19 protein-coding genes are annotated in these 19,631 nt (G+C 56.7%); 3 read left to right on the top strand and 16 right to left on the bottom strand.

All coding sequences use genetic code 11. The features are described 5' to 3' along the window. Position 1: 1 nt before the first annotated feature. The 13 genes from DK510_RS13300 to DK510_RS13240 form a co-directional block, all read right to left on the bottom strand. The gene (locus DK510_RS13300; protein WP_109312504.1) at positions 2-727 is read right to left on the bottom strand and encodes an MbnP family protein; all 726 of its coding nucleotides are present in this window, start codon (positions 725-727) and stop codon (positions 2-4) included. Continuing rightward, positions 727-1,848: a cytochrome-c peroxidase gene (locus DK510_RS13295; protein WP_109312503.1), complete on the bottom strand. Its 1,122-nt coding sequence runs from the start codon at positions 1,846-1,848 to the stop codon at positions 727-729. Before DK510_RS13295 ends, DK510_RS13300 begins: the two co-directional genes overlap by 1 nt. Before the next feature lie 15 nt (positions 1,849-1,863). After that, entirely contained in the window at positions 1,864-3,162 is a 1,299-nt protein-coding gene (locus DK510_RS13290) for a hypothetical protein (protein ID WP_109312502.1), read from the bottom strand. Positions 3,163-3,324: 162 nt separating this feature from the next. After that, positions 3,325-3,882 carry a sulfopyruvate decarboxylase subunit beta gene (comE, locus tag DK510_RS13285; protein ID WP_109312501.1) on the bottom strand — a complete coding sequence of 186 codons (558 nt, stop codon included), beginning with the start codon at positions 3,880-3,882 and terminating at the stop codon, positions 3,325-3,327. Further along, on the bottom strand, positions 3,879-4,385 hold the full coding sequence (locus tag DK510_RS13280) for a sulfopyruvate decarboxylase subunit alpha (protein ID WP_109312500.1): 507 nt from the start codon (positions 4,383-4,385) through the stop codon (positions 3,879-3,881). The genes comE and DK510_RS13280 overlap by 4 nt, the downstream gene beginning before the upstream one ends. A 47-nt stretch (positions 4,386-4,432) precedes the next feature. Continuing rightward, positions 4,433-4,843, bottom strand: coding sequence for a universal stress protein (locus DK510_RS13275; RefSeq protein ID WP_108860897.1), 411 nt, complete (start codon positions 4,841-4,843; stop codon positions 4,433-4,435). A 23-nt stretch (positions 4,844-4,866) separates the two neighbouring features. Further along, a complete protein-coding gene (locus DK510_RS13270; protein WP_109312499.1) occupies positions 4,867-5,847 on the bottom strand; it encodes a zinc-binding dehydrogenase in 981 nt (326 codons plus the stop codon). Continuing rightward, positions 5,844-6,605, bottom strand: a complete 762-nt coding sequence (locus tag DK510_RS13265) for an SDR family NAD(P)-dependent oxidoreductase (protein ID WP_109312498.1) — start codon at positions 6,603-6,605, stop codon at positions 5,844-5,846. Before DK510_RS13265 ends, DK510_RS13270 begins: the two co-directional genes overlap by 4 nt. Beyond that, on the bottom strand, positions 6,598-7,905 hold the full coding sequence (gene hisD, locus DK510_RS13260; protein ID WP_109312497.1) for a histidinol dehydrogenase: 1,308 nt from the start codon (positions 7,903-7,905) through the stop codon (positions 6,598-6,600). The genes DK510_RS13265 and hisD overlap by 8 nt, the downstream gene beginning before the upstream one ends. Positions 7,906-7,917: 12 nt before the next feature. After that, positions 7,918-9,246 (bottom strand): TRAP transporter large permease, encoded by a 1,329-nt coding sequence (locus DK510_RS13255; RefSeq protein ID WP_108860893.1) that lies wholly within the window; start codon positions 9,244-9,246, stop codon positions 7,918-7,920. An 11-nt stretch (positions 9,247-9,257) separates the two neighbouring features. Then, entirely contained in the window at positions 9,258-9,770 is a 513-nt protein-coding gene (locus DK510_RS13250; RefSeq protein ID WP_058275420.1) for a TRAP transporter small permease, read from the bottom strand. A gap of 111 nt (positions 9,771-9,881) precedes the next feature. Then, positions 9,882-11,027 (bottom strand): TRAP transporter substrate-binding protein, encoded by a 1,146-nt coding sequence (locus tag DK510_RS13245; protein ID WP_058275419.1) that lies wholly within the window; start codon positions 11,025-11,027, stop codon positions 9,882-9,884. Positions 11,028-11,050: 23 nt separating this feature from the next. Continuing rightward, positions 11,051-11,236, bottom strand: coding sequence for a hypothetical protein (locus tag DK510_RS13240; RefSeq protein ID WP_109312496.1), 186 nt, complete (start codon positions 11,234-11,236; stop codon positions 11,051-11,053). A gap of 139 nt (positions 11,237-11,375) precedes the next feature. Between DK510_RS13240 and DK510_RS13235 the strand changes: the two genes are divergently transcribed. Then, positions 11,376-12,401, top strand: a complete 1,026-nt coding sequence (locus tag DK510_RS13235; protein ID WP_109312495.1) for a LacI family DNA-binding transcriptional regulator — start codon at positions 11,376-11,378, stop codon at positions 12,399-12,401. On the opposite strand, the gene DK510_RS13230 is transcribed toward DK510_RS13235, so the two are convergent. Both DK510_RS13230 and DK510_RS13225 read right to left on the bottom strand, forming a co-directional pair. After that, positions 12,398-13,369, bottom strand: coding sequence for a LysR family transcriptional regulator (locus tag DK510_RS13230; RefSeq protein ID WP_109312494.1), 972 nt, complete (start codon positions 13,367-13,369; stop codon positions 12,398-12,400). The two genes, DK510_RS13235 and DK510_RS13230, sit on opposite strands and share 4 nt — an antisense overlap. A gap of 89 nt (positions 13,370-13,458) precedes the next feature. Then, on the bottom strand, positions 13,459-15,894 hold the full coding sequence (locus DK510_RS13225; RefSeq protein ID WP_109312493.1) for an FAD-dependent oxidoreductase: 2,436 nt from the start codon (positions 15,892-15,894) through the stop codon (positions 13,459-13,461). 185 nt (positions 15,895-16,079) lie between these two features. Between DK510_RS13225 and DK510_RS13220 the strand changes: the two genes are divergently transcribed. Together DK510_RS13220 and DK510_RS13215 are read left to right on the top strand one after the other, a co-directional pair. Beyond that, a complete protein-coding gene (locus tag DK510_RS13220; protein ID WP_109312492.1) occupies positions 16,080-17,600 on the top strand; it encodes a trimethylamine methyltransferase family protein in 1,521 nt (506 codons plus the stop codon). 71 nt (positions 17,601-17,671) lie between these two features. Then, positions 17,672-18,640, top strand: a complete 969-nt coding sequence (locus tag DK510_RS13215) for an agmatinase (RefSeq protein ID WP_109312491.1) — start codon at positions 17,672-17,674, stop codon at positions 18,638-18,640. Here DK510_RS13215 and DK510_RS13210 read toward each other — a convergent pair. Beyond that, a complete protein-coding gene (locus DK510_RS13210; RefSeq protein ID WP_109312490.1) occupies positions 18,637-19,611 on the bottom strand; it encodes an arginase family protein in 975 nt (324 codons plus the stop codon). The two genes, DK510_RS13215 and DK510_RS13210, sit on opposite strands and share 4 nt — an antisense overlap. Positions 19,612-19,631 lie beyond the last annotated feature (20 nt).

The raw sequence follows: 19,631 nt of genomic DNA, 5'->3' as shown, positions 1-19,631 counted from the left end.
GTCACTTAAACGACGGGGTGATCATGACCGCGTAATTGTCGGCCAGCATGGCGGCGTCTTCGCGGTTGAATTTGACTGATGAGAGCTTTCGCAGGTCGACTTGCGTGGGCCCGTCAAATAGCTTTGCAACATCGACGTTCATGTGCAGGTCCACATCGCCTTCAACAGCGATATCCGGTGGCAACTGGATATCGACCTCGCGCGCGTTTTCCGAAAACCCAACGTGATAGACCAACGGCGAGACTTCTTCACCAATGCGCAGCGTTCCTTCCATCACGACGAATTTATAGCCGACCTCCCAATTCCATGCCATTTGACTGTTGGGATCAAGATCCCCGCGCGCTTGGATCGAGCCATTGGCTTCTGGGTCTACGCCGATCATGAAGCGGATGTGTTCAATGCTGCCCAGAGGAATGTCGATCAGCCTGATCGAATGGGTTGTTTCCGGATTGTCGAACCGGAGCAGATGATAGCTGTCAGGCTGAGCAAAAAGTGCCCCACCCTGCGAGAGGGTCAGGTTGCTGAGGTGGAGCCGAAAGTCACGAACCCTGAACGTGCCGGGCCCGCCGGGGTTTTCGTACAAGAACTCATTAAATACCAACGGATCGTCACCCATCTTCGCGTGAAAGGTCAAAGTGATCGACGTGGTGCGCTGAGGACCAAGAACAAAGAACAGCGCTCCGCTAACGACCAACAGTATCGCAAGCCCCGTCATCCAAATACGCATCAGCTGTCTCCTCCGAAAGGATTGGAAAACTGTGTGTTTGTCAGAAAACCCTCATCCGTCAGCGTGTGCAAGAACGCGATGATGGACTGCACCTCACCGGGCGTCATCCGCAGGCCCACAGTGTTTTGCCCGGCCTCTGGCACGTTGTCGGCCTCAAGGATCAAAGGGCTGAGCGTATCGCTGACGACAATCCCGTCATTGTAGTGATCCATGACCTCTTCCAATGTCTCGAACCGACCATCATGCATGTAGGGCGCGGTTACGGCGATGTTGCGCAGTGTCGGCACTTTGAAGAAGCCCTTGTGCGCCGGATTGCCGGTCACGGCCATCAGGCCATCCGGCAGGTCGTCATCGGAATCCAGCCCATTGTTTGAGAACCCATCAAATGCGTCCCGAAACCCGGAAGTCAAAAACTGGCTGTGGCAGTCGATGCAGTTCCCACCACGCAATGAAACCTTGGTGTCCGGATGCGCCATGAATAGTTTGCGGCCATGTTCTTCCTGCGCGGTCAAACGCACTTCGCCACGCAGAAACCTGTCGTATTTTGACTCTGACGAAATCAACATTCGAATGAAGGTCGACAACGCCCGGGCCACGTTTTCGGCGCTGATCTCTCCGTATGCCTTGCGGAACATCCGTCGATAGTCGCGGGATGCCTGCAATTCTGTGACAAGCTCTCCTAGGTCCTGATCCATCTCGTCCGGGTGTTGAATCGGCATCAAAGCCTGCTCTTCCAACGACGTTGCGCGACCGTCCCAGAAGAACCGCTCTTGGCCCCAAAGAAGGTTGATCAAACTCATGGAGCTGAACTCCAGCTCTCCGCCAGACAATGCGGGCGACTTTGCCAGACCATCAGTGAAGGCAAGAGCCTGCATATGGCATGTCGCGCAGGACACCTGATTGTTGCCGGACAGGATCGGGTCGTAGAACAGGTGGCGCCCAAGGGCAAAGGCCTCTTCTGTCAGCGGGTTGTCCGGGGGCACAGCAAAACGTCCAAATACGAAGGGCGCCGAGAAGCCAGAAATCGGCGTTGCCGTGGGCCCGCGTGCGCGGTCCCAGAAGACCCACGCCGTCGCCGCGATCACCACGGCGACGGCCGCTGTCAAAAACACCCGAAGCATAACGCCCCCAGAGCATTAATGGTGGTGCACAAAACCCGAACCAAACAGCCCTTCAACGTTGTCCACGCCTTTGTTGTAGCGCTCCTTGAAATTGACCTCGGCGATACGTTCGCCGGTCTCAAGATCATGGATCGTGATCGTGTGTGCGTTCAGGTCGGCAATAAAATCCACATCCGTTGGGTCGTCATCAGCGGCGTTGCCCAGATTGAGCAGGTTATTTTGAACGGCGATCAGGTCTCGGCCCGAAGCGGACGTGAAAAAGATCATGTGATGTGCACCCGGATCGGCAACGATGTCCGGCCCGCTGGACACAAGCTCGGGCAGTGCGGCCATTTCATAGCGCTTCACAACACCCGGTAATCCATGAGAGATGAACAGTTCATCTTCAGTGCCATAGAACTCGAGCGGAACAGCGGTTTCATTGGCCACGCCACTATATATGACTTCGGCTTCTCCAAAGGTTTTGGAACCGGCGTCATAGGGGATTTTCCAGGTCTCGAATCCGAACATCGTATTGGCCAGAATGGCTGGTTCAATGTCGGCATGCATGTCAGGTCGTGCGAACAGCACCTCGACAGGTGACGACGGAAAATCCAACGGCTTTTCGTTTTCGACCACGATGTTTTGGATGGGTTCAAGCGTGTTGAGGTCTATGATCGTCAACACATTTCCAACGCCAGTCGTCATATCGGGATGTATCGTCGAGGTGACCACCATGCGGTCGTCGAACGCAGATATCCCGTGTGGGTACATGATATATGGCTCACCCTCGCCGACTTGGCTTTTGCGTGCTTCGATAATTTTGACCACCTCGTTGGTCTGAGTGTCGAAAACACCAACCGAGCCGCCATCATCGCCTCCAGTGCCACCCATGAAGGTCACGAACATATACTCCTGCCCCTTCGACGTGGCCCACATGATGTCCTCGCCAACAATCTGCCCTTGGGTATCCAGACAGGTAAAGCCCTCAATCACCGGCGTTCCGCTGGAATCGCGGGACAGTCCAATTTCAGCCAGGCTGCAGGACGGGTCCAACCCGGTCGAATAGAGACGCCCGTTCGGGCTGTAGTAGAGGTGATGCAATGGATGCTGAATATCGGGCTGCTCAACTTCACTCAGTAGCTCTCCGAACTGATCAGACTCCGGATCCAGCTCGACAATCGCGATGCTGTGATTTGTATCCAACGTCGGCAGACCGCGCAGCAGAACCATGCCCTGACTTTCCTCACGGGTCTGAGACTGCGCCGGCGTTAGGCCAACCATCAACAGCCCGGCACCGATAAGTACACTCTGCGCAAGCAATTTGAATTTCATAATTTTCCCCCTTGCGATGAAACTTCTAAAAATGTTTTTGAAATTCACTTTACGTAGCGTCATATCACATTCAGGAAACTGCATCAAATTGGGGTGCAATCGACCAAAGAAACGCCGCCCCGAACGGGACGGCGTAAGCTGAATACCTGCAGGTCGACTTCTTTAGGACGCTTGGACGGCCTTCATAAAGCGGTCGCGGATCACAACCGGGTCCATCGTGATTACCGGCATCTTGGCATTGCCGCTTTCGCACTTGCTGACGATGATTGTCATTTGGCCGCTGTCGAGCGCTGCCTGTAATGCGGCCCCGGTGTCCTCGGCCTGACACTCGACCACATTCTCGCAACCACAGGCCTGCGCCACAGCCGCCAGCGATGTCTTTTTGCCCGCGTAAGTCGGCTGATCCCCGGTCGACCCATAAGATCCGTTATCGACAATCAGCAAGATGTAATTGTCAGCCACGTTGTTGGCGATGGTCGGCAAGGTGCCGAGGTTGGTCAGGATGGATCCGTCACCGTCGATTGTGATGACCGGCTTTGGCTGAGACAAGGCAAGACCCAGGCCGATGCTTGAGGCCAACCCCATAGTGCCCAGCATGTAGAAATTGGTGGGCTGGTCGTCGATGGCGTGCAGCTCTTGACTGGGGATGCCGATATTGCAGACAACCAGTTGATCTCGCAGGATCGGGGCGATTTCTTTCAGGATTTCAGAACGGATCATTGGTCGCCATAGCCTCCCCAGAAATTGGCGTCGGTCAGAATGGCGACCGGCTTGTTGCACATGAAAGTGTATTTCAGGATCGCATCCAGCTCCTCGACATCTGCCTGATGATGGAAGTGGTAGGTCGGGATGTTCATCTGTGCCAGAAGCGCCTTGGTATGCACCGCCATCTCGACCTGGCAGGCGACGGGCTCGCGCAGCTCTCCACGATATGAGATCAGCATGGGCAATGGCATGCGGTAGTACTGGATCAACGTTGCCAACGTGTTGATGGTTACGCCGATGGCAGTGTTCTGCATGATGATCGCGGGGCGTTTGCTGCCCATCCAGGCACCAGCACACAGGCCCATGCCTTCATCCTCTTTGTTCGACGGAATGTGAAAGATGTCTTCACGCGCGTCAATTTCGTCGATAACGCCTGCCAATTGCTTGCACGGAACCGTGGTGACGAATGAGATGTCGTTGGCCACCAGATCGTCGGTGATCTTTTTGTCTATGTTCATGTCCGATATGTAAGTCCTGTATGGGCGCTATAGGCGCGATTGACGGGTTAAAGCCTGCGGTGCACATGCACGGCGCAAGGCGCATGACGGACGACACGCGAGGCGGTCGATCCCAGAAAATAGTCGCTGACGCCCGGTTCGTGGGAACCGATGACGATGCAGTCAAATTTGTTTTGTGTCGCAAAGTCGATCACCGTGCGAGCCGTGTGACCTTTGACAATCTCGGCCTGAACACCTTCAAGCCCCGAAACTTTTTCCCGCAACAAGGTGCGTGCCGCGCGAAAGCCTTCGGCGACGACATCCTTGTCGAGATAGGCACTGACAGAGCCCTGAGGCATCTCGTAGACATGCAGGGCCACGATCTCGGCCCCTTCTGCCGACAAGGCTTTGGCAATTTCCAAAGTGTGCGGCGAAATCCCATGATCCAGCGCCATTGGGACGAGAATTTTTTTATACATGAATACCTCCGTTTCTGCCTGGACTAGACCCAGGGTGCGAGGATGATCTTAGGTGCGGCCACAGCACCTTTCCGCAAATCGTGAAAGGCGTCGGCAGCTTCAGACAAGGCCCGTTCCTGTATCCAGTTCAACGGGCCCAAACGCCCATCGAAAATCGCCTGCGCGGTTTTTCTGAAATCCTCGGCAGTATAAGTATAGGTGCCGATAAACGTGATCTCCTGCAAGGTCATACGACGTATATCCAAACCGCCAGCATCCTCACCCAACCCAACATGCACGATAACGCCGCCCGGCTGAACGTGATGGGAAGCGGCAGCACGGGTCGCAGAATACCCCACTGCGTCAACAACCAGTGAGAACGTATCATCCGTGGCTTCAACCACATTGAAAGAGCCCAAACTCTGTAAATAGGCGCGCCGCATATCATTCGGTTCGATGATGACAATATCGTCAACGCCGGCTGCTGCCAGTGCCAAAGCTGCCGCCACACCAATCGCGCCGCCGCCAATCACCAACGCATCACGCGCCATTCCCTGATGCAGCGCCTCAAGGCCCAAACGAACCGCATGCCAGCTAACCGCCAATGGCTCAGCCAAAGCGGCCTGCTGAAATGATACGTGGTCCGGCACCTCAACCAGATTTGCATCTGGCATGGCCACATATTGGGCAAAAGCCCCTTCACGCGGTGGCATCGAGATGATCTGCCGGCTGGGGCATAGGTTTTCCCGACCTACCTCACACGCCGGGCAGACACCGCAGTTGACCAAAGGATTGATCGTTACGCGCGTACCGTCGCGTGGACCTCCAACAATCGTCCCTGCGGCCTCGTGACCCAGAATAAGCGGTGCAGGTCGACGCGCGTCGTGACCCAAATAGGCGTGCATATCCGAGCCGCAAATCCCGACGGCCTCGACCCGGATCAATTGCTCACCTATGTCGGGCGCAGCATCTGGTACGTCCTCATAGGCCAAATGCTCAACACCCTGATAAACAATCGCTTTCATTTCGCTGTAAACCCTCCGTCGACCATCAAAACTTGCCCTGTGACGTAGTCGGACGCCCGTGAGCTCAGGAACAGGATCGGCCCATCGATATCCTCCATCTGCCCGTTCCGGTTCATGCAGGTTTGCGCCGCGTTACGATTTGCCCGGTCGGGGTCATCGAAAACGGCCTGCGTTAGCTCGGTCGGGAAAAACCCCGGCCCGATGGCGTTTGCAGTGATGCCGTCAGTGGACCAAGCCTCGGCCATGGCCCGCGTCAGTTGACCTACCCCAGCCTTGCTGGCTCCGTATGCAACACCGCCCGGGAAAGCACGCGTGGTCTGGAGCGAGGCGAAATTCACGATCCGCCCCCACCCCCGAGCTTTCATCGCAGGCACCAATGCCTGGCTTAGGAAGAACGGGGCGCTCAGGTTCAGCTCAAGCGTCTTGTCCCAGCCTTCGGCGGTCACGTCATCGGCCACTTCGCGCGTGTTGATGCCCGCCGCATGTACAATGATGTCCGGCGCGCCAAAACTAGCTGAGACCTCTTCGGTGAGCGATGCCATGCGCGACCGATCGGCCACGTCGGCAACAACTGTGGCCACGCTGTCGCCCCCTTCAGCTTGCAAATCTGCCAGTGCTTCCGGTCGACGGGCGACACCAACGACGCACGCACCCGCTGAGGCCAACACAATCGCCGCACGACGCCCAAGGCCCGCGCTTGCGCCGGTCACGCAAGCGACACGCCCGGTCAGATCGAACAACGCGCGTGGATCATTCATCGGCGGTCAGGTTAAACTGTTCGTCAGGGAAGTATTTGGCAAGGCGCACGTCTGCAGCCCGCGCATGCCCTTCCATGCCTTCCAGCCGGGAAATACGAGCGGTCGCCTCGGCAATGGATTTCGAGCCTTCGCGTGTAGCGCGCTGCCATGTGACGATCTTCATGTACTTGTGTACGCTCAAGCCGCCAGTGTAGCTGGCCGCGCCGGATGTCGGCAGAACGTGGTTCGTACCAGTCGCCTTGTCACCGTAGGACACTGTGGTTTCTTCACCCAGGAACAGCGATCCATAGCAGGTCAACCGACCCAGCCACCAATCCAGGTCCTCGGCCTGAACGGTCAGGTGTTCGGGCGCATAGTCGTCCGAACAGGCCGCCATTTCTTCACGATCTGAACAGACGATGACTTCGGCATAATCGCGCCACGCAGCAAAGGCGTTTTCCCGGTTGAGTTCAGGCAGATCCTCGATCAGTGCTGGCACCAGCTCCATGACTTTTTGCGCTAGGTCCCGGTCATCCGTCACCAACCAAACCGGAGAATTGTACCCGTGTTCCGCCTGGCTCACCAAATCGGTGGCAACTACATGCGCATCTGCGGAACCGTCCGCAAGGATCAGGCTGTCCGTCGGCCCGGCAATCATGTCGATGCCAACTTTGCCATAGAGAATACGTTTAGCCTCGGCCACAAACTGATTGCCTGGGCCCACAAGAATATTTGCGCTCGGCAGGCCGAACAAACCATAGGTCATGGCGGCCACGCCCTGAACGCCGCCCATGGCCAGAATGCTGTCTGCACCGCAGATATGCGCTGCATAGACAATCGCAGGCGCCACGCCTTCACCCGGACGTGGCGGCGAACAGGCTGTGATGTGGCGGCACCCGGCAACCTTTGCCGTAGTGACCGTCATGATCGCGCTGGCAATATGGCTATAGCGTCCGCCGGGCACATAGCAGCCAGCCGCGTCCACAGGGATGGCCTTTTGGCCAGCGACGAAGCCCGGGACAATTTCCATCTCAACGTCAGACACCGTGGATTTCTGCGTTTCAGCAAACCGGCGAACGTTGTCGTGAGCAAACCGAATATCCGCCTTGAGCCTTTCGGGGACAAGCGCGCAGGCGGCCTCGATCTCATCGGCGGTCATCAACACGTTGCCGTCAAACTTGTCGAACTTGACCGCATATTCCAGCGCTTTGGCATCCCCGCCAGCCTCAATGTCGGCAAGGATTGTCTTCACTGTATCATGCACTTCCGTGGCATGAGATTGAGCCGTCAGGGTCGCCTTTTTCAGATAGTCGCGAGGCATTTTCAGTAGGTCCTATTGGTAGATTTCAGGAAGCAAAGTGGTCGAAACCGCCGGAACGTAAGCAATCAGAAGAACTACGATCAGCATTGTTAATACGAATGGAATAGCACGGGCCGCAATCTTCAGAATGGACTCACCCGTAATGCCAGATACGACGAACAGGTTCAGGCCAAGTGGAGGCGTGATAAACCCGACACCCAGCGCGGTAATCATCATGATGCAGAACTGAATTTCGTTCATTCCGATGTTATCGGCCAACGGTTTAAGGATCGGGGCGAGTATCACGATGTTGGGGGTCGTTTCCATAACGCAGCCCGCAGCAATCAGGATACCGATCATCAGCAGGATCAGCAGGTACGGATCGTCGGTCAGCGACGTGATCGAGGCGACGAACCCTTGCGGCACGCCCATGATCGCCAGCGCCTCGGCCAAGGGGGCCGAAAAGGCAATGATCGGCAGGATCACCCCGTTCACCTTGGCTGAGCTGACCAACATCGACGGAAAGTCGGCCAGTGTCAGGGTGCGCATGATGAAACCCATGATGATGGTGACAACCACGGCAGTAGCGCCCGCCTCGGTTGGGGTCAGGCGACCCGAGAAGATGCCGTAGAAGATAATCCCGGGCACAATAAAGGCGTACCAGCCGGATTTCAGGGCCTTGCCCAAATTGGCCAGCCACTCGCCCATCGTCATCATGCCGCCACCCTCATAAGCGTAAAGACGGTTCATGATGATGTTGGTGATCAGGATCGAAACCAGAATCGCCAGACCGGGAATCAGGGCAGCCAGGAACAGGGTCGACGCGGAAATCCCCAGCACCAAACCGATGATGATGTAGGCAATCGACGGTGGGATCAGGATGCCGGTACAGGCCCCGGCCGCGACCAAAGCGCAGGCGTAGGGGCGCGGATATCCACTTTCGACCAGCCGGTTGATGGTCATGCGACCGACAGCGGCCGCGCCAGCGGCATCCGAACCCGAAATGGCGGCGAACATGCCGCAAACCAGAACGGTGGCCGAGCCAAACCCGCCTTTGGCGAAGCAAGTCAGCGCCTCAGCCACATCCAGGAATTTACGTGACAAACCGGTACGGACCAGCACGTCACCTGTCAGGATAAACAGCGGCACGGCGGTCAGGGCAAAGGCGTCGATCCCGGTAAACAGGCTCTCGCCCACCAGGCTCAGCGGTAGATCGCCCGACATGACCAACATCACGATGGCAGCAGAACCAATCGCCGCCCAAACCGGAACAGCCATGGCGATCAGAACAACGAACAGAATGACAGGCAGGTAGAAATCCCAGCCCAGTTCTACGGTTTGATTGAGAGTGTTCCAGAGCATCTCAAATCCCCTCAGTCAAACAGCTTGTCACCTTCGAAGACGGGCGTGCCGTCGCGAAGGGATTTGATGTCACGCATAAAAGATTGGATCAGGCGCCAGATCATCAGCGCAAATCCGGTCGGCACCGCCATCAGGAACCAGACTTTGGACACCCGGAGGCCGTCAGTCACTGACCCGAACTTGGCTGAGACGTGAACCGCCTCATATGACCAATAAAGCGCGATCACAGCGACGGCGAACATCACAAGATCGCCAAAGATGTACAGCAGGGCCTTGGGACGCGGCCCGAGGTAATGCATGACGACATCAATCCGGATATGCGCCCGCTCTTTGACCGCCGCCGCAGCACCGATCCAGGCCAGATAGATGAAGGAATATCGGACGATTTCTTCTCCCCAGATCGAGGAATAAGCGAATATCTCGCGCCGCAGAACCTCGATGGCCATGGTGATGACCAGCATCACGTAGAACACCAGCAGCAGCCAGCGCTCGGCGTTGCGATCAATATTTCGGAGTAAGGTCATCGTGTTCCCTCGGCGACAGAACAGTCAGGCACGGCCTTCTGTTTCGGGCCCTTTCAGGCCTGACTGCTGTTGAGTGATTGCGGACGTCAAAAAGACGCCCGCCGGTTTAGGTCATGCGTCGTGGACGTAGTACTTGCCCTGCGTCCCGGCCGCCTCGACAAGTTTCTCAAAGGCGTCCATCGACCCCGCCAGCTCTGTCTTAAACGGATCCCAATCGGCGTTTTGGTAGCCGCCGACACTTTCCCATTCAGCCAGTTGATCCGCGTTGAGCGAATGGAATTCCACTCCGGCCTTGTTCAGTTCGGCCATGGCAAAGGCACGGGCCGAGGGAACTTTGGAAAGGTTCTGATGGCTGGTCATTTCCGAACCCCACATGATGCCTTCCTGAACGTCCGGCGGCATCGAATTGAACCATTCGAGGTTGCACGAATAGACCTGACTGTCCGGAACGGCCTGCGTAAAGGTAACGTGGCTGAGGATGTCCTTGAAGCCAAACACATACAGCGCTCCGACCGACGGATCGAGCGCATCCGCGACACCCTGTTTGATCGCCGAGGGGGTTTCACCCCAAGCAACAGGTGTCGGGTTCGCGCCGACCATACGATAATATTGCTGCAGCATTTTTGAGCCGGGCACGCGGAACTTCACGCCGCTCATGTCACCCGGCGTGATGATGGCATTACCACCCTGACGCACGGCAACGACGCGCGGGTCGATCACCACATAGAACAGGGCCTTGAACCCGGCGGCCTCGACTTTCGGGTGAACTTCGTTCTGCCATGTGTCGGAATGCACAAGGTTGGTGAACCGCTGGTTCGAACCGCACAGATACGGCATGTTGATAAGGTCAACGGTCGACGCGAATGGTGCGAAGTTGGACAGCGAATGCTGCGCTGCCTGAATGGTTCCGCCCTGCACCTTCTGCACCAAAGCACCACCGGCACCCAGCTGACCACCAGGCGCAAGCTTGACGTACACTTTGCCGTTTGTTGCGTTTTGGATATTTTCTTTCAGGTCAAGCTGCATGATCGGATAGCTGCGCGAAGCGCCTAACACGTATGCGGTTGCGACCGTCATGACATGGTCCGCTGCCTTTTCACGCTCACTTTCTTCTTTGGCTGTCTGCGCCACGGCCTCGGACGACCAAAGGACGCCGCCTGCACCTGCGACCAGCGCTGCAGTGAATGACCCACTGGCGCTCAGCTTCAGGAAATTACGGCGTTCGACGGACGCCAGTTCATTTCTATCATTTTTCATTAAGTGCCCTCCCAAGCAAAAAATCAGCCATCGCTTTTTGCGTCGCGAGCGGCTTCCTTTTTTAGAATTGCGACAACGAACAGGATCGACGCCGCGAACAGAACCAACATCTCTCCGACATCACCAAGAAAGGCGCTGTTTGCAAAAGCCCCCAGCGCCACGTTCGCAAAATAGATGGCAAACACGAGTGCGGACGTAGCAAGAAACATCTCTTGGACTCCCCTTTCAGATTCGGTCCAACGTCATTTGTAAGCGCTTACATACAAAATGCAAGCGCTTACATAATTACTTCCCTCTCACCGCAGTTGAGTTTAGAGTTATCAGCAAAAGCAAATTGCGAGTTTGGAAATGGCGAAACCCCGGTCGGTGCCGACACTGGATGATGTGGCAAAAATGGCAGGTGTTTCGACGGCCACTGTGTCGCGTTGCCTCAACAGTCCGGACCGGGTGGTCGAAGCGACCCGTGAACGCGTGCAGTCCGCAGTTGATGCGCTAGGGTACACGCCAAACTTTGCAGCCCGCGTAATGGCCGCCAAGCGGTCGTTCACCATCGGCGCGATCATTCCAACCATGGAAAACGCGATTTTTGCCCGGGGCCTTCAGGCCTTTCAGGAGGAACTGCACCAGCGCGGCTATACGCTTTTGGTTTCAAGTTCGGCCTACAAACCGGAAATCGAAGAAGAGCAAATCCGGACCTTGATTGCGCGTGGGGCCGACGGGTTGTTGCTGATCGGGCATGACCGCGATCCCGAGATCTATGACTTTCTGGACCAGCGGAATATTCCCGCTTTGGTCGCCTGGTCTTATCTGCCAGACTCCAAACTGCCTTCAGTAGGCTTTGACAATCGCGCGGCGATGTTCGACCTCGCCAGTCACATTATTGGGTTGGGGCACACTCGGATCGGCGTGATCTCGGCTCGCGTTGACGGAAATGACCGCGCCCGTCTCAGGGTTCAGGGCATCCGAGAAGCAGTCGCTGATCGTGGGCTTGTGGCCAACAATCTGACCGTTATCGAAACGTCGTATGAAATCGAAAACGGTGCCAAAGCCTTTAGCGACCTGATGAACGCCGCCACGCCGCCGACAGCAATCCTGTGTGGTAATGACGTGTTAGCCGTTGGTGCTTTGCGACAGGCGCAGAAAATGGGGCTCGATGTACCCGGCGATGTTTCGATCACGGGCTTCGATGATATCGAACTGGCCCGGATCGTCTCCCCGGCTCTGACCACAGTGCATGTCCCTCACCGTGAAATGGGGCATAAAGCAGCCCTGCAATTGATTGAGATGGTCGAAAACCAAACCGCAGGGACTGGCGAACAACTGGCGACGAGAATTGTAAATCGACCGTCGCTTGGCAAGCCCGCGTCGGGCTAAGCCGCCTCCCCCTCCATCGTGCAGAAGTCGTTTTTCAACCAAGGATGCTTGGCGCACATTGGGCGCGTAAAATGTTGCCGGATCAGTTTCACCATAACTTTCTGGATCAATTCCGAGGTCGTCACGGGATACACTTCGGTCGTGAACAGCGACACGGTTCGCACGAAGTTTCTGCCGGGAAACGGCATTGCTTTGACGCTGTTATGGAACCGCTGAGTCCGATGAAAACAGGCGGCCGTTGTGATCGCCCAACCGCTACCCTGGGCCACCAAACCGATGATCGACTGGTTGCATTCCAGTTCGAACCTGTTCGGCAAGCTGAACTTGCTACGCGCCAGCTGGATCTCGATTTGCTTCCCGATCACGTAGTCCCGAGAATATCGCAACAGGGGTAGATCCGCGTCCGGGTGAAACAACTCTTCGGGCGACCCTTCAAAACTGTTGGGAAGCACCACCAAAAACGGGTCGCGCATCAATGGGTACTCGATCAACCCTTCGGTTCGTCCCGGTGGTCGGGTGGCAACGCCCACATCCAGTTTGTGTTCCTGTAGTTTGGAGAGGATTTCGTGGCTGGGACGCGTATAGTGACGAAAATTGCAACGCGGCAATGCCTGCGCCAGAAACCGGACCATATCCGGCGCGATCTGGTTGTCGAAATCGTCAATAAGCGCCAATCGCAAGTCGGTCGCGTGTTGCCAGTTGCCCGTTCGGATTTCGGCCTCGCCCCGCTTTAGAACAGTCAAACCGTCGCGGACGTACCGCGCAAAGACCTCGCCCGCGGGTGTCAGGCCCATGGGTCTGCGCCCATGATCGACCAGCTCGATACCAAGCGTGTTCTCCAAGCTGCGCAGGTGGTTCGAGACTGTGCTGATCGACAGACCCGTTTCGGACGCGACCTGTTGGATCGATCCGGATTTGGCGATCAATTGGAAGATTTCCAACCATCTCAGGCTCAGCGATTTGGACATGGGTGCCAATCATTGTTTCGATTTGCTCGAAACTAGCCAAGCAAAGATTTAACCGCACGGCAATGCTGAATTTGACTTTGGGTTCAGGCTTACGCCTTCATCCGGTCAAAGCCCGGGTCATATGGGCATGGTGGAATGACCGTTGCGTGCACCCTCTGTCCGCAACTGTCCAATTCCATTTCGGAGCCTATATCCGTGCAGACGGGATCGACAAATGCATGCGCCAGGTTCAGCCCGGTGCGGTGCCCCCATTCGCCTGACGTGACGGTGCCGACCACCTGATCCCCCTGCATCAAGGACGCTCCGGGATGTGCAGGACCCAGGGTCGAGGAGACCTGAAGTGCGGCAAGCTTTTTGCGAGGACCTTCTGATTGCCGCTTCATCAACGCGTCGCGCCCGACAAAATCACCCTTATTCAATCGGACGAACTTGCCCAATCCGGTTTCAAACGGATCGAACTCGGTGATCAGGTCTGCTTTCCAATGAAGAAAGCTCTTCTCCATCCGCATCGATTCAACGGCCCGCGCTCCGAACAGTTTCAACCCGTGCGTCTCACCTGCTTGCCGTAACGCCAGATAGGCCGCGTAGAGCGACGCGTTGGGCACGTGTATCTCATAAGCCAATTCACCGGAAAAGCTGAGGTTCATGACCGTAGCCGGGGCGATGCCAACAAAGCACTCGCGCACATTGAGCCATGGGAAAACCTTGGCCGACCAATCACCGCGCGCGCAGGCCGACAAGACGTCTCGCGCCTTCGGGCCAGCGAGCACCAATATGGTTTGGTCATTTGTCAAACTGCGCAAATGAACGTCTTCATCGCTTCGCATGTGCTGGCGTAGCCAATCCATGTCATGAAATTCGCTTGCTGCGGCTGAGCCATACCAGACGCGTGCCTCCCCCCGGTCGCTGGCCGGTAGATTGGCGACAGTAGCCTCTGCTTTGATCATACCATGATGGTTCAGCAGGTATCCTAGCCCAACACGCGCCTCGCGCCGGGTCACAAGCCCACAGAACATCCGGTCCAGAAAAGCATGCCGGTCGTTTCCAGTGATTTCGATCCGATTGAACCCGTTCACCTCGGCCAGTCCAACACCCGATTGCACATTCCGAACCTCAGCGGCGACCACGTCAAATGTTTCGTCAAAACCGAAACTATGCGTCGGCGTGAACTCCGGCGAAGGTTTGACATAATCCACCCTCTCCCACCCATTGACCACGGTAAACTCGGCCCCTTCTACCGTCAGCACCGGCGTCAGAGGTGTGGTCTTGGCGGGACGCCCTGCTGGGCGATGTTCATGGGGAAAGTGGAACCGGAATTCGTTTTGATAATCTTCGATGGCCTTGAGCGCGGTCAATTCGACATTTGCATGACCAGTGAACCGCCGGGGGTCAAGGCACCACGTATCGTAACACGCCTCACCATGCACAATTTGCTGGGCGAGCAACCACCCATGCCCGCCACCTTCGCCCAGCCCCGCACGAAGACCAATGATGCAAAACGCGTTGCGTTTTCCGGGGATAGGCCCAACCAGCGGCGCCCCGTCGATTGTATAGGTAATCGGCCCGTTTACGACCGTGTGAATGCCGGCCTCCATCAATGCTGGCATCCGCGCGAATGCGCCTTCCAACACGTCTGTCACACGATCCAGATCGTCGGGACAAAGCGCGTTTACAAAGTTCGGATCAATCCTATCCATACCCCAGGTCTTGCAGTCCTGCTCATAAAACCCAAGCAAGAGACCGTTCTTTTCCTGTCGGCAATAATAGTCGCTGATCGGGCAGCGCAGCAGAGGCATCCGATGGCCCGCATCGCGGATTGCAGAGATTTCTTCGGTCAGGAAATACTGGTGCTCCATCGAAGACACCGGATGATGGACACCCATCATTGCACCGACCTCGTTGACCCGATAACCACAGGCATTGACCACGATATCACAGTCGATATCGCCATGTTCGGTCTGCACAGTCCAAGTGTCATCGCCGTGCTGCACCAACCCTGTAACCGGCGTATTCCGATAGACTTCGGCACCGGCCTTCCGAGCCCGTCGCGCCAAAGCCTGACAGAGTTGAGCCGGGTCGATATCGCCATCCAGCGGATCCCACAGCCCACCAATCAGATTGTCGGTCGAAATCAGAGGGTGGCGTCGGGCGCATTCGTCGGCATCGATCACCTCAAAATGCACATCCATGCCACGCGCCATGGATGCGAAGTGGTGGTAACCCTGCATCTGGCCTTCGGTGTTGGCCAGGCGCATCCCACCGTCCCCATGGTGATAATTGATCGGGTATTCCGGATCGTCGGCCAGTTCTTTGTACAGGCGGATCGAATGAGATTTCAGCCCCACCATCGTCTGGTTCATGCCAAAGTTCGTCACCTGCGCGGCCGAATGCCACGTCGTGCCAGAGGTTAGTTCGTTCCGTTCGACCAGAACCACATCGGTCCACCCCTCTTGCGTCAGATGATACAGGGTGGAGCACCCCGCTATTCCACCACCGATCACAACGACTTTGGTACGCGACTTCATTGGCTTTGCTCCGTAAGATTTCGTCCAAGTCTTGCGGAAGAAAAGGCTGAGGCGACAACTGCGCAAATGCGGGTGCAGGAAAATCGAAACTGCGATTGCGGATTCTGAAAAAGGCAATTCGCCTTTGATGCCGGGATGTTCCGCCCCTTACGGTGCAGGAAAGTGATAAAAAGGAATTGGACCGGATGTCATCAGAGGGTTCTAAACGCAGCGGCCGAAAAGCCCGGCATGCCCAGCGAGCAGCCAAACCGGTCGTAGACCCCTGCCCACCCGGCCAGAAGGGCGGCGCTTATAAACCTCTGAGCCAACGCGAGATCGAACAGATATACGATACAGCACTGCAGCTGTTGGAACGTTTGGGCATGGGAAACGTGCCAGACAGATTAGCGGCAGACCTCAAAGCCGCAGGTGCGCAGGCGGGTCAGCAAGACCGGTTGCTGTTCCCGCGTGAAATGGTTCAGCGCGCAATCGATACAGCCCCCAAAAGTTTCGTGCTCCATGGCCGGGACGAAAACCGCTCGATCGAGGTTGGCGGCGACCGCGTGTATTTCGGCACGGGTGGCGCCGCCGTTCAAACGCTGGACATCGATAGCGGCCTTTATCGCCCCTCTACCTTGGCGGATTTGCACGACTTCACCCGATTGCAGGACACGCTGGCCAATGTCAGCTGGTTCACCCGATGCTGCGTGGCCACAGATGTACCTGATGTATTCGATCTGGACGTCAACACCGCCTATGCGCTGGTGCGCAATACGACCAAACCAGTGGCAACATCATTTACCCTAGCCGAACATGTCGGCCCCATTGTCGAGATACTGGATATCCTCGCCGGAGGGCCGGGTGAATTCGCCAAACGTCCCTTTCTGAAAGCTCATATCAGCCCAGTGATTTCGCCACTGCGGTATGGGGAGGATGCGGTTGATGTCGTCTACGAATGCGTCGCCCACAACATTCCCATGTCGTGCATCACGGCCGCGCAGGCCGGTGCCACAGCCCCGGCGACTTTGGCCGGGTTTTTGGCGCAATCGCTGGCCGAGACATTGGCCAGCCTTGTCATGGTCTACGCGATCAGACCCGGATTTCCGATGGTGTTTTCCAATTGGCCTTTCATCGTAGACCTCAGGACCGGGTCTTTTGCCGGCGGCAGCGGAGAGACGGCTGTTTTGAACGCGGCCTCGGCGCAGCTCACGAACTGGTTAGGTTTGCCCTCGGGCGTAGCCGCCTCCATGACCGATGCAAAGGCTGTCGACGCGCAGTACGGCGTTGAAAAAGGCATGACATCGCTTGCCGCGGCACTGGCTGGGGGGAACCTGATCTATGAAAGCTCGGGAATGACCGCATCCTTGTTAGGCGCAAGTTTCGAGGGGTTTGTTCTGGACAACGAAATGCACTCACACACTTATCGGGCGCTGCGCGGGATTGAGGTGAGTGAGGAAAACCTGGGTTTTGACGCCATCTGCCATTCTGTTCTGGGTGACGGGCATTTTTTGGGAAGTGAACAAACCTATGCGGCGATGGAGCGGGATTACTTTTACCCCGAACTCGCCGATCGACAGGAGCCCCGCACGTGGCAAAACGATGGTGCCAAAGACGCATGGTCATCTGCCCGGCATCACGCCAAGGAAGTTCTGGCCAGCCATCACCCAGAATATTTGAGCGCCGAACAGGATGCCGAAATCCGGAAACGTTTCCGCATTCTGATATAAAAACCACAGAGCATTCCCAACACTTTATTGGGCCGCTAGGGTCCAATGGGAATTGCGCGAAGGATAAGGCCATGACCGATTCATTTTTTCAGCCGGTATCGGCGATGGAGTTGGCCCGGTTTGCCGGCATCCCCTCGTTCATGCGTTTGCCCAGCCTGGACCTGGATCACGAACGGATTTTGGATGTTCAGGTCGGTCTCATCGGCATCCCGTGGGATGGCGGCACTACCAATCGCCCCGGCGCGCGGCATGGTCCGCGACAATTGCGGGACTATTCCACGATGATCCGCGCGATGAACCCGGTCACAGGCGTCGCGCCGTTCTCAATGGTCAATTGCGCCGATCTTGGCGACGTTGCGCCCAATCCGGTTGATATCGAAGATACTCTGAACCGGGTTACGGATTTCTACTCAACCCTACAGGCAAAAGGCATTGTTCCGCTCACCGCTGGCGGGGACCACCTGACCACCCTGCCCGTTTTGCGTGCGCTTGCCGCCGCAGGCCCCGTCGGCCTGATCCAGTTCGATAGTCACACAGACCTGTTCGACAGCTATTTTGGGGGCCATAAGTTCACCCACGGCACTCCGTTTCGGCGCGCGGTAGAAGAAGGACTGGTCGACCCCAAACGCTTTGTTCAGGTTGGCATCCGGGGCACTGCGTACAACACCGAAGACATCGAATGGGGCGAGGCACAGGGTATTCGCATCATCCGTATCGAGGAACTGTTTGATCGGGGCATCGACGACGTGATGGCCGAGGTGCGCAGTATCGTTGGGCAAGCACCAACTTATTGCACCTATGACATTGATTTTGTTGACCCAACCTACGCCCCTGGCACCGGAACGCCCGAGATCGGCGGACCAAACAGTTTTCAGGCGCAGCAGGTCATCCGCCAGATGTCTGGTGTGAACCTGATTGGCGCTGATCTGGTCGAAGTATCGCCCCCATTCGATCCGAACGGAGGCACCGCGTGGCTGGGCATTTCGCTGATGTTCGAACTGCTCTGCGTTTTGGCGCAGGCCGTGGACGCACGGCGCTAGCTGGCGTTTTCGGCGATCATCGAGATCATTTCGAACATCACCGCAGCTGCCGTTAGCGCGGTGATGTTGTTCGCGCTGTCCTTGGTTGGCATCATGCAAACGACGTCCCCGCCCACAATGTTCAACCCGCGCGCGGCACGCAGAATGCCGACAGCCTCGTCAATATCGAAACCCTTCTCGCCCGGTTCCAGATTGGACACGGCAGGCGCGACAGTGGGATCAAGGCAATCCAGATCGAACGTGATATAGACCGGGCGGTCGCCCAGAATTTCTTTGGTCTGAGCCACGACGTCTTCCAGCCCGCGCTGGCGAAATTCACGCATGGTGACGATGTTGTAGCCATAGTCGTAGGACGGCTGCAGCCAGTCCAAGCTTCGCGGATGGCCCCTAAGTCCGATTTGCATGGATCGCGTGGGGTCGACCTGCCCCTGATCCGCCAGATACGCGCCCCAATGGGCCGCTGATTTCTTCGCCCCCAGGAAATGATCGACCTTGGTGAACACGTCCGTATGCGCGTCCAGATGCAGAAAGCTGACAGGCTCTCCACCAGCCAGTTTACCGCGACCCAGCGCTTGCACGATCCCGCCAGTGATGGAGTGGTCGCCGCCAATCGACACCGGGCGCGCACCGGCTGTATCGATGTCTTTGTAAAAAGCCGTAATCCGTTCGATGCAGTCTTCGTTATCGTTTGCCCGCGGAAATGGAACGTCGCCTACATCTGCAATCTTCGCACAATTCCACGGATCAATTTCAAACACCGAATGTACCCGCCGCTGTACGGCCGAGACATGCCGCAAAGCACGCGGGCCCAAATGCTGATCCCGCTCGGTTGTGCCGTTGCCTGCCGAATGCGGCACTCCGACCAAAGCGATGTCCTGCCCTTCGGGACCTTGATTGGGGCACCGAAATAGGGTCGGTATCCCCCACCAATATAGATTGTCCATCATAGACTGTTCGTAACGGTCGGTCATCTGCGTCTCCGATGAAAGAA

The sequence above is a fragment of the Ruegeria sp. AU67 genome (genome assembly GCF_900312795.1).
GTDB lineage: Bacteria > Pseudomonadota > Alphaproteobacteria > Rhodobacterales > Rhodobacteraceae > Ruegeria > Ruegeria atlantica.
This window is presented reverse-complemented; position numbering and strand designations above follow the sequence as displayed.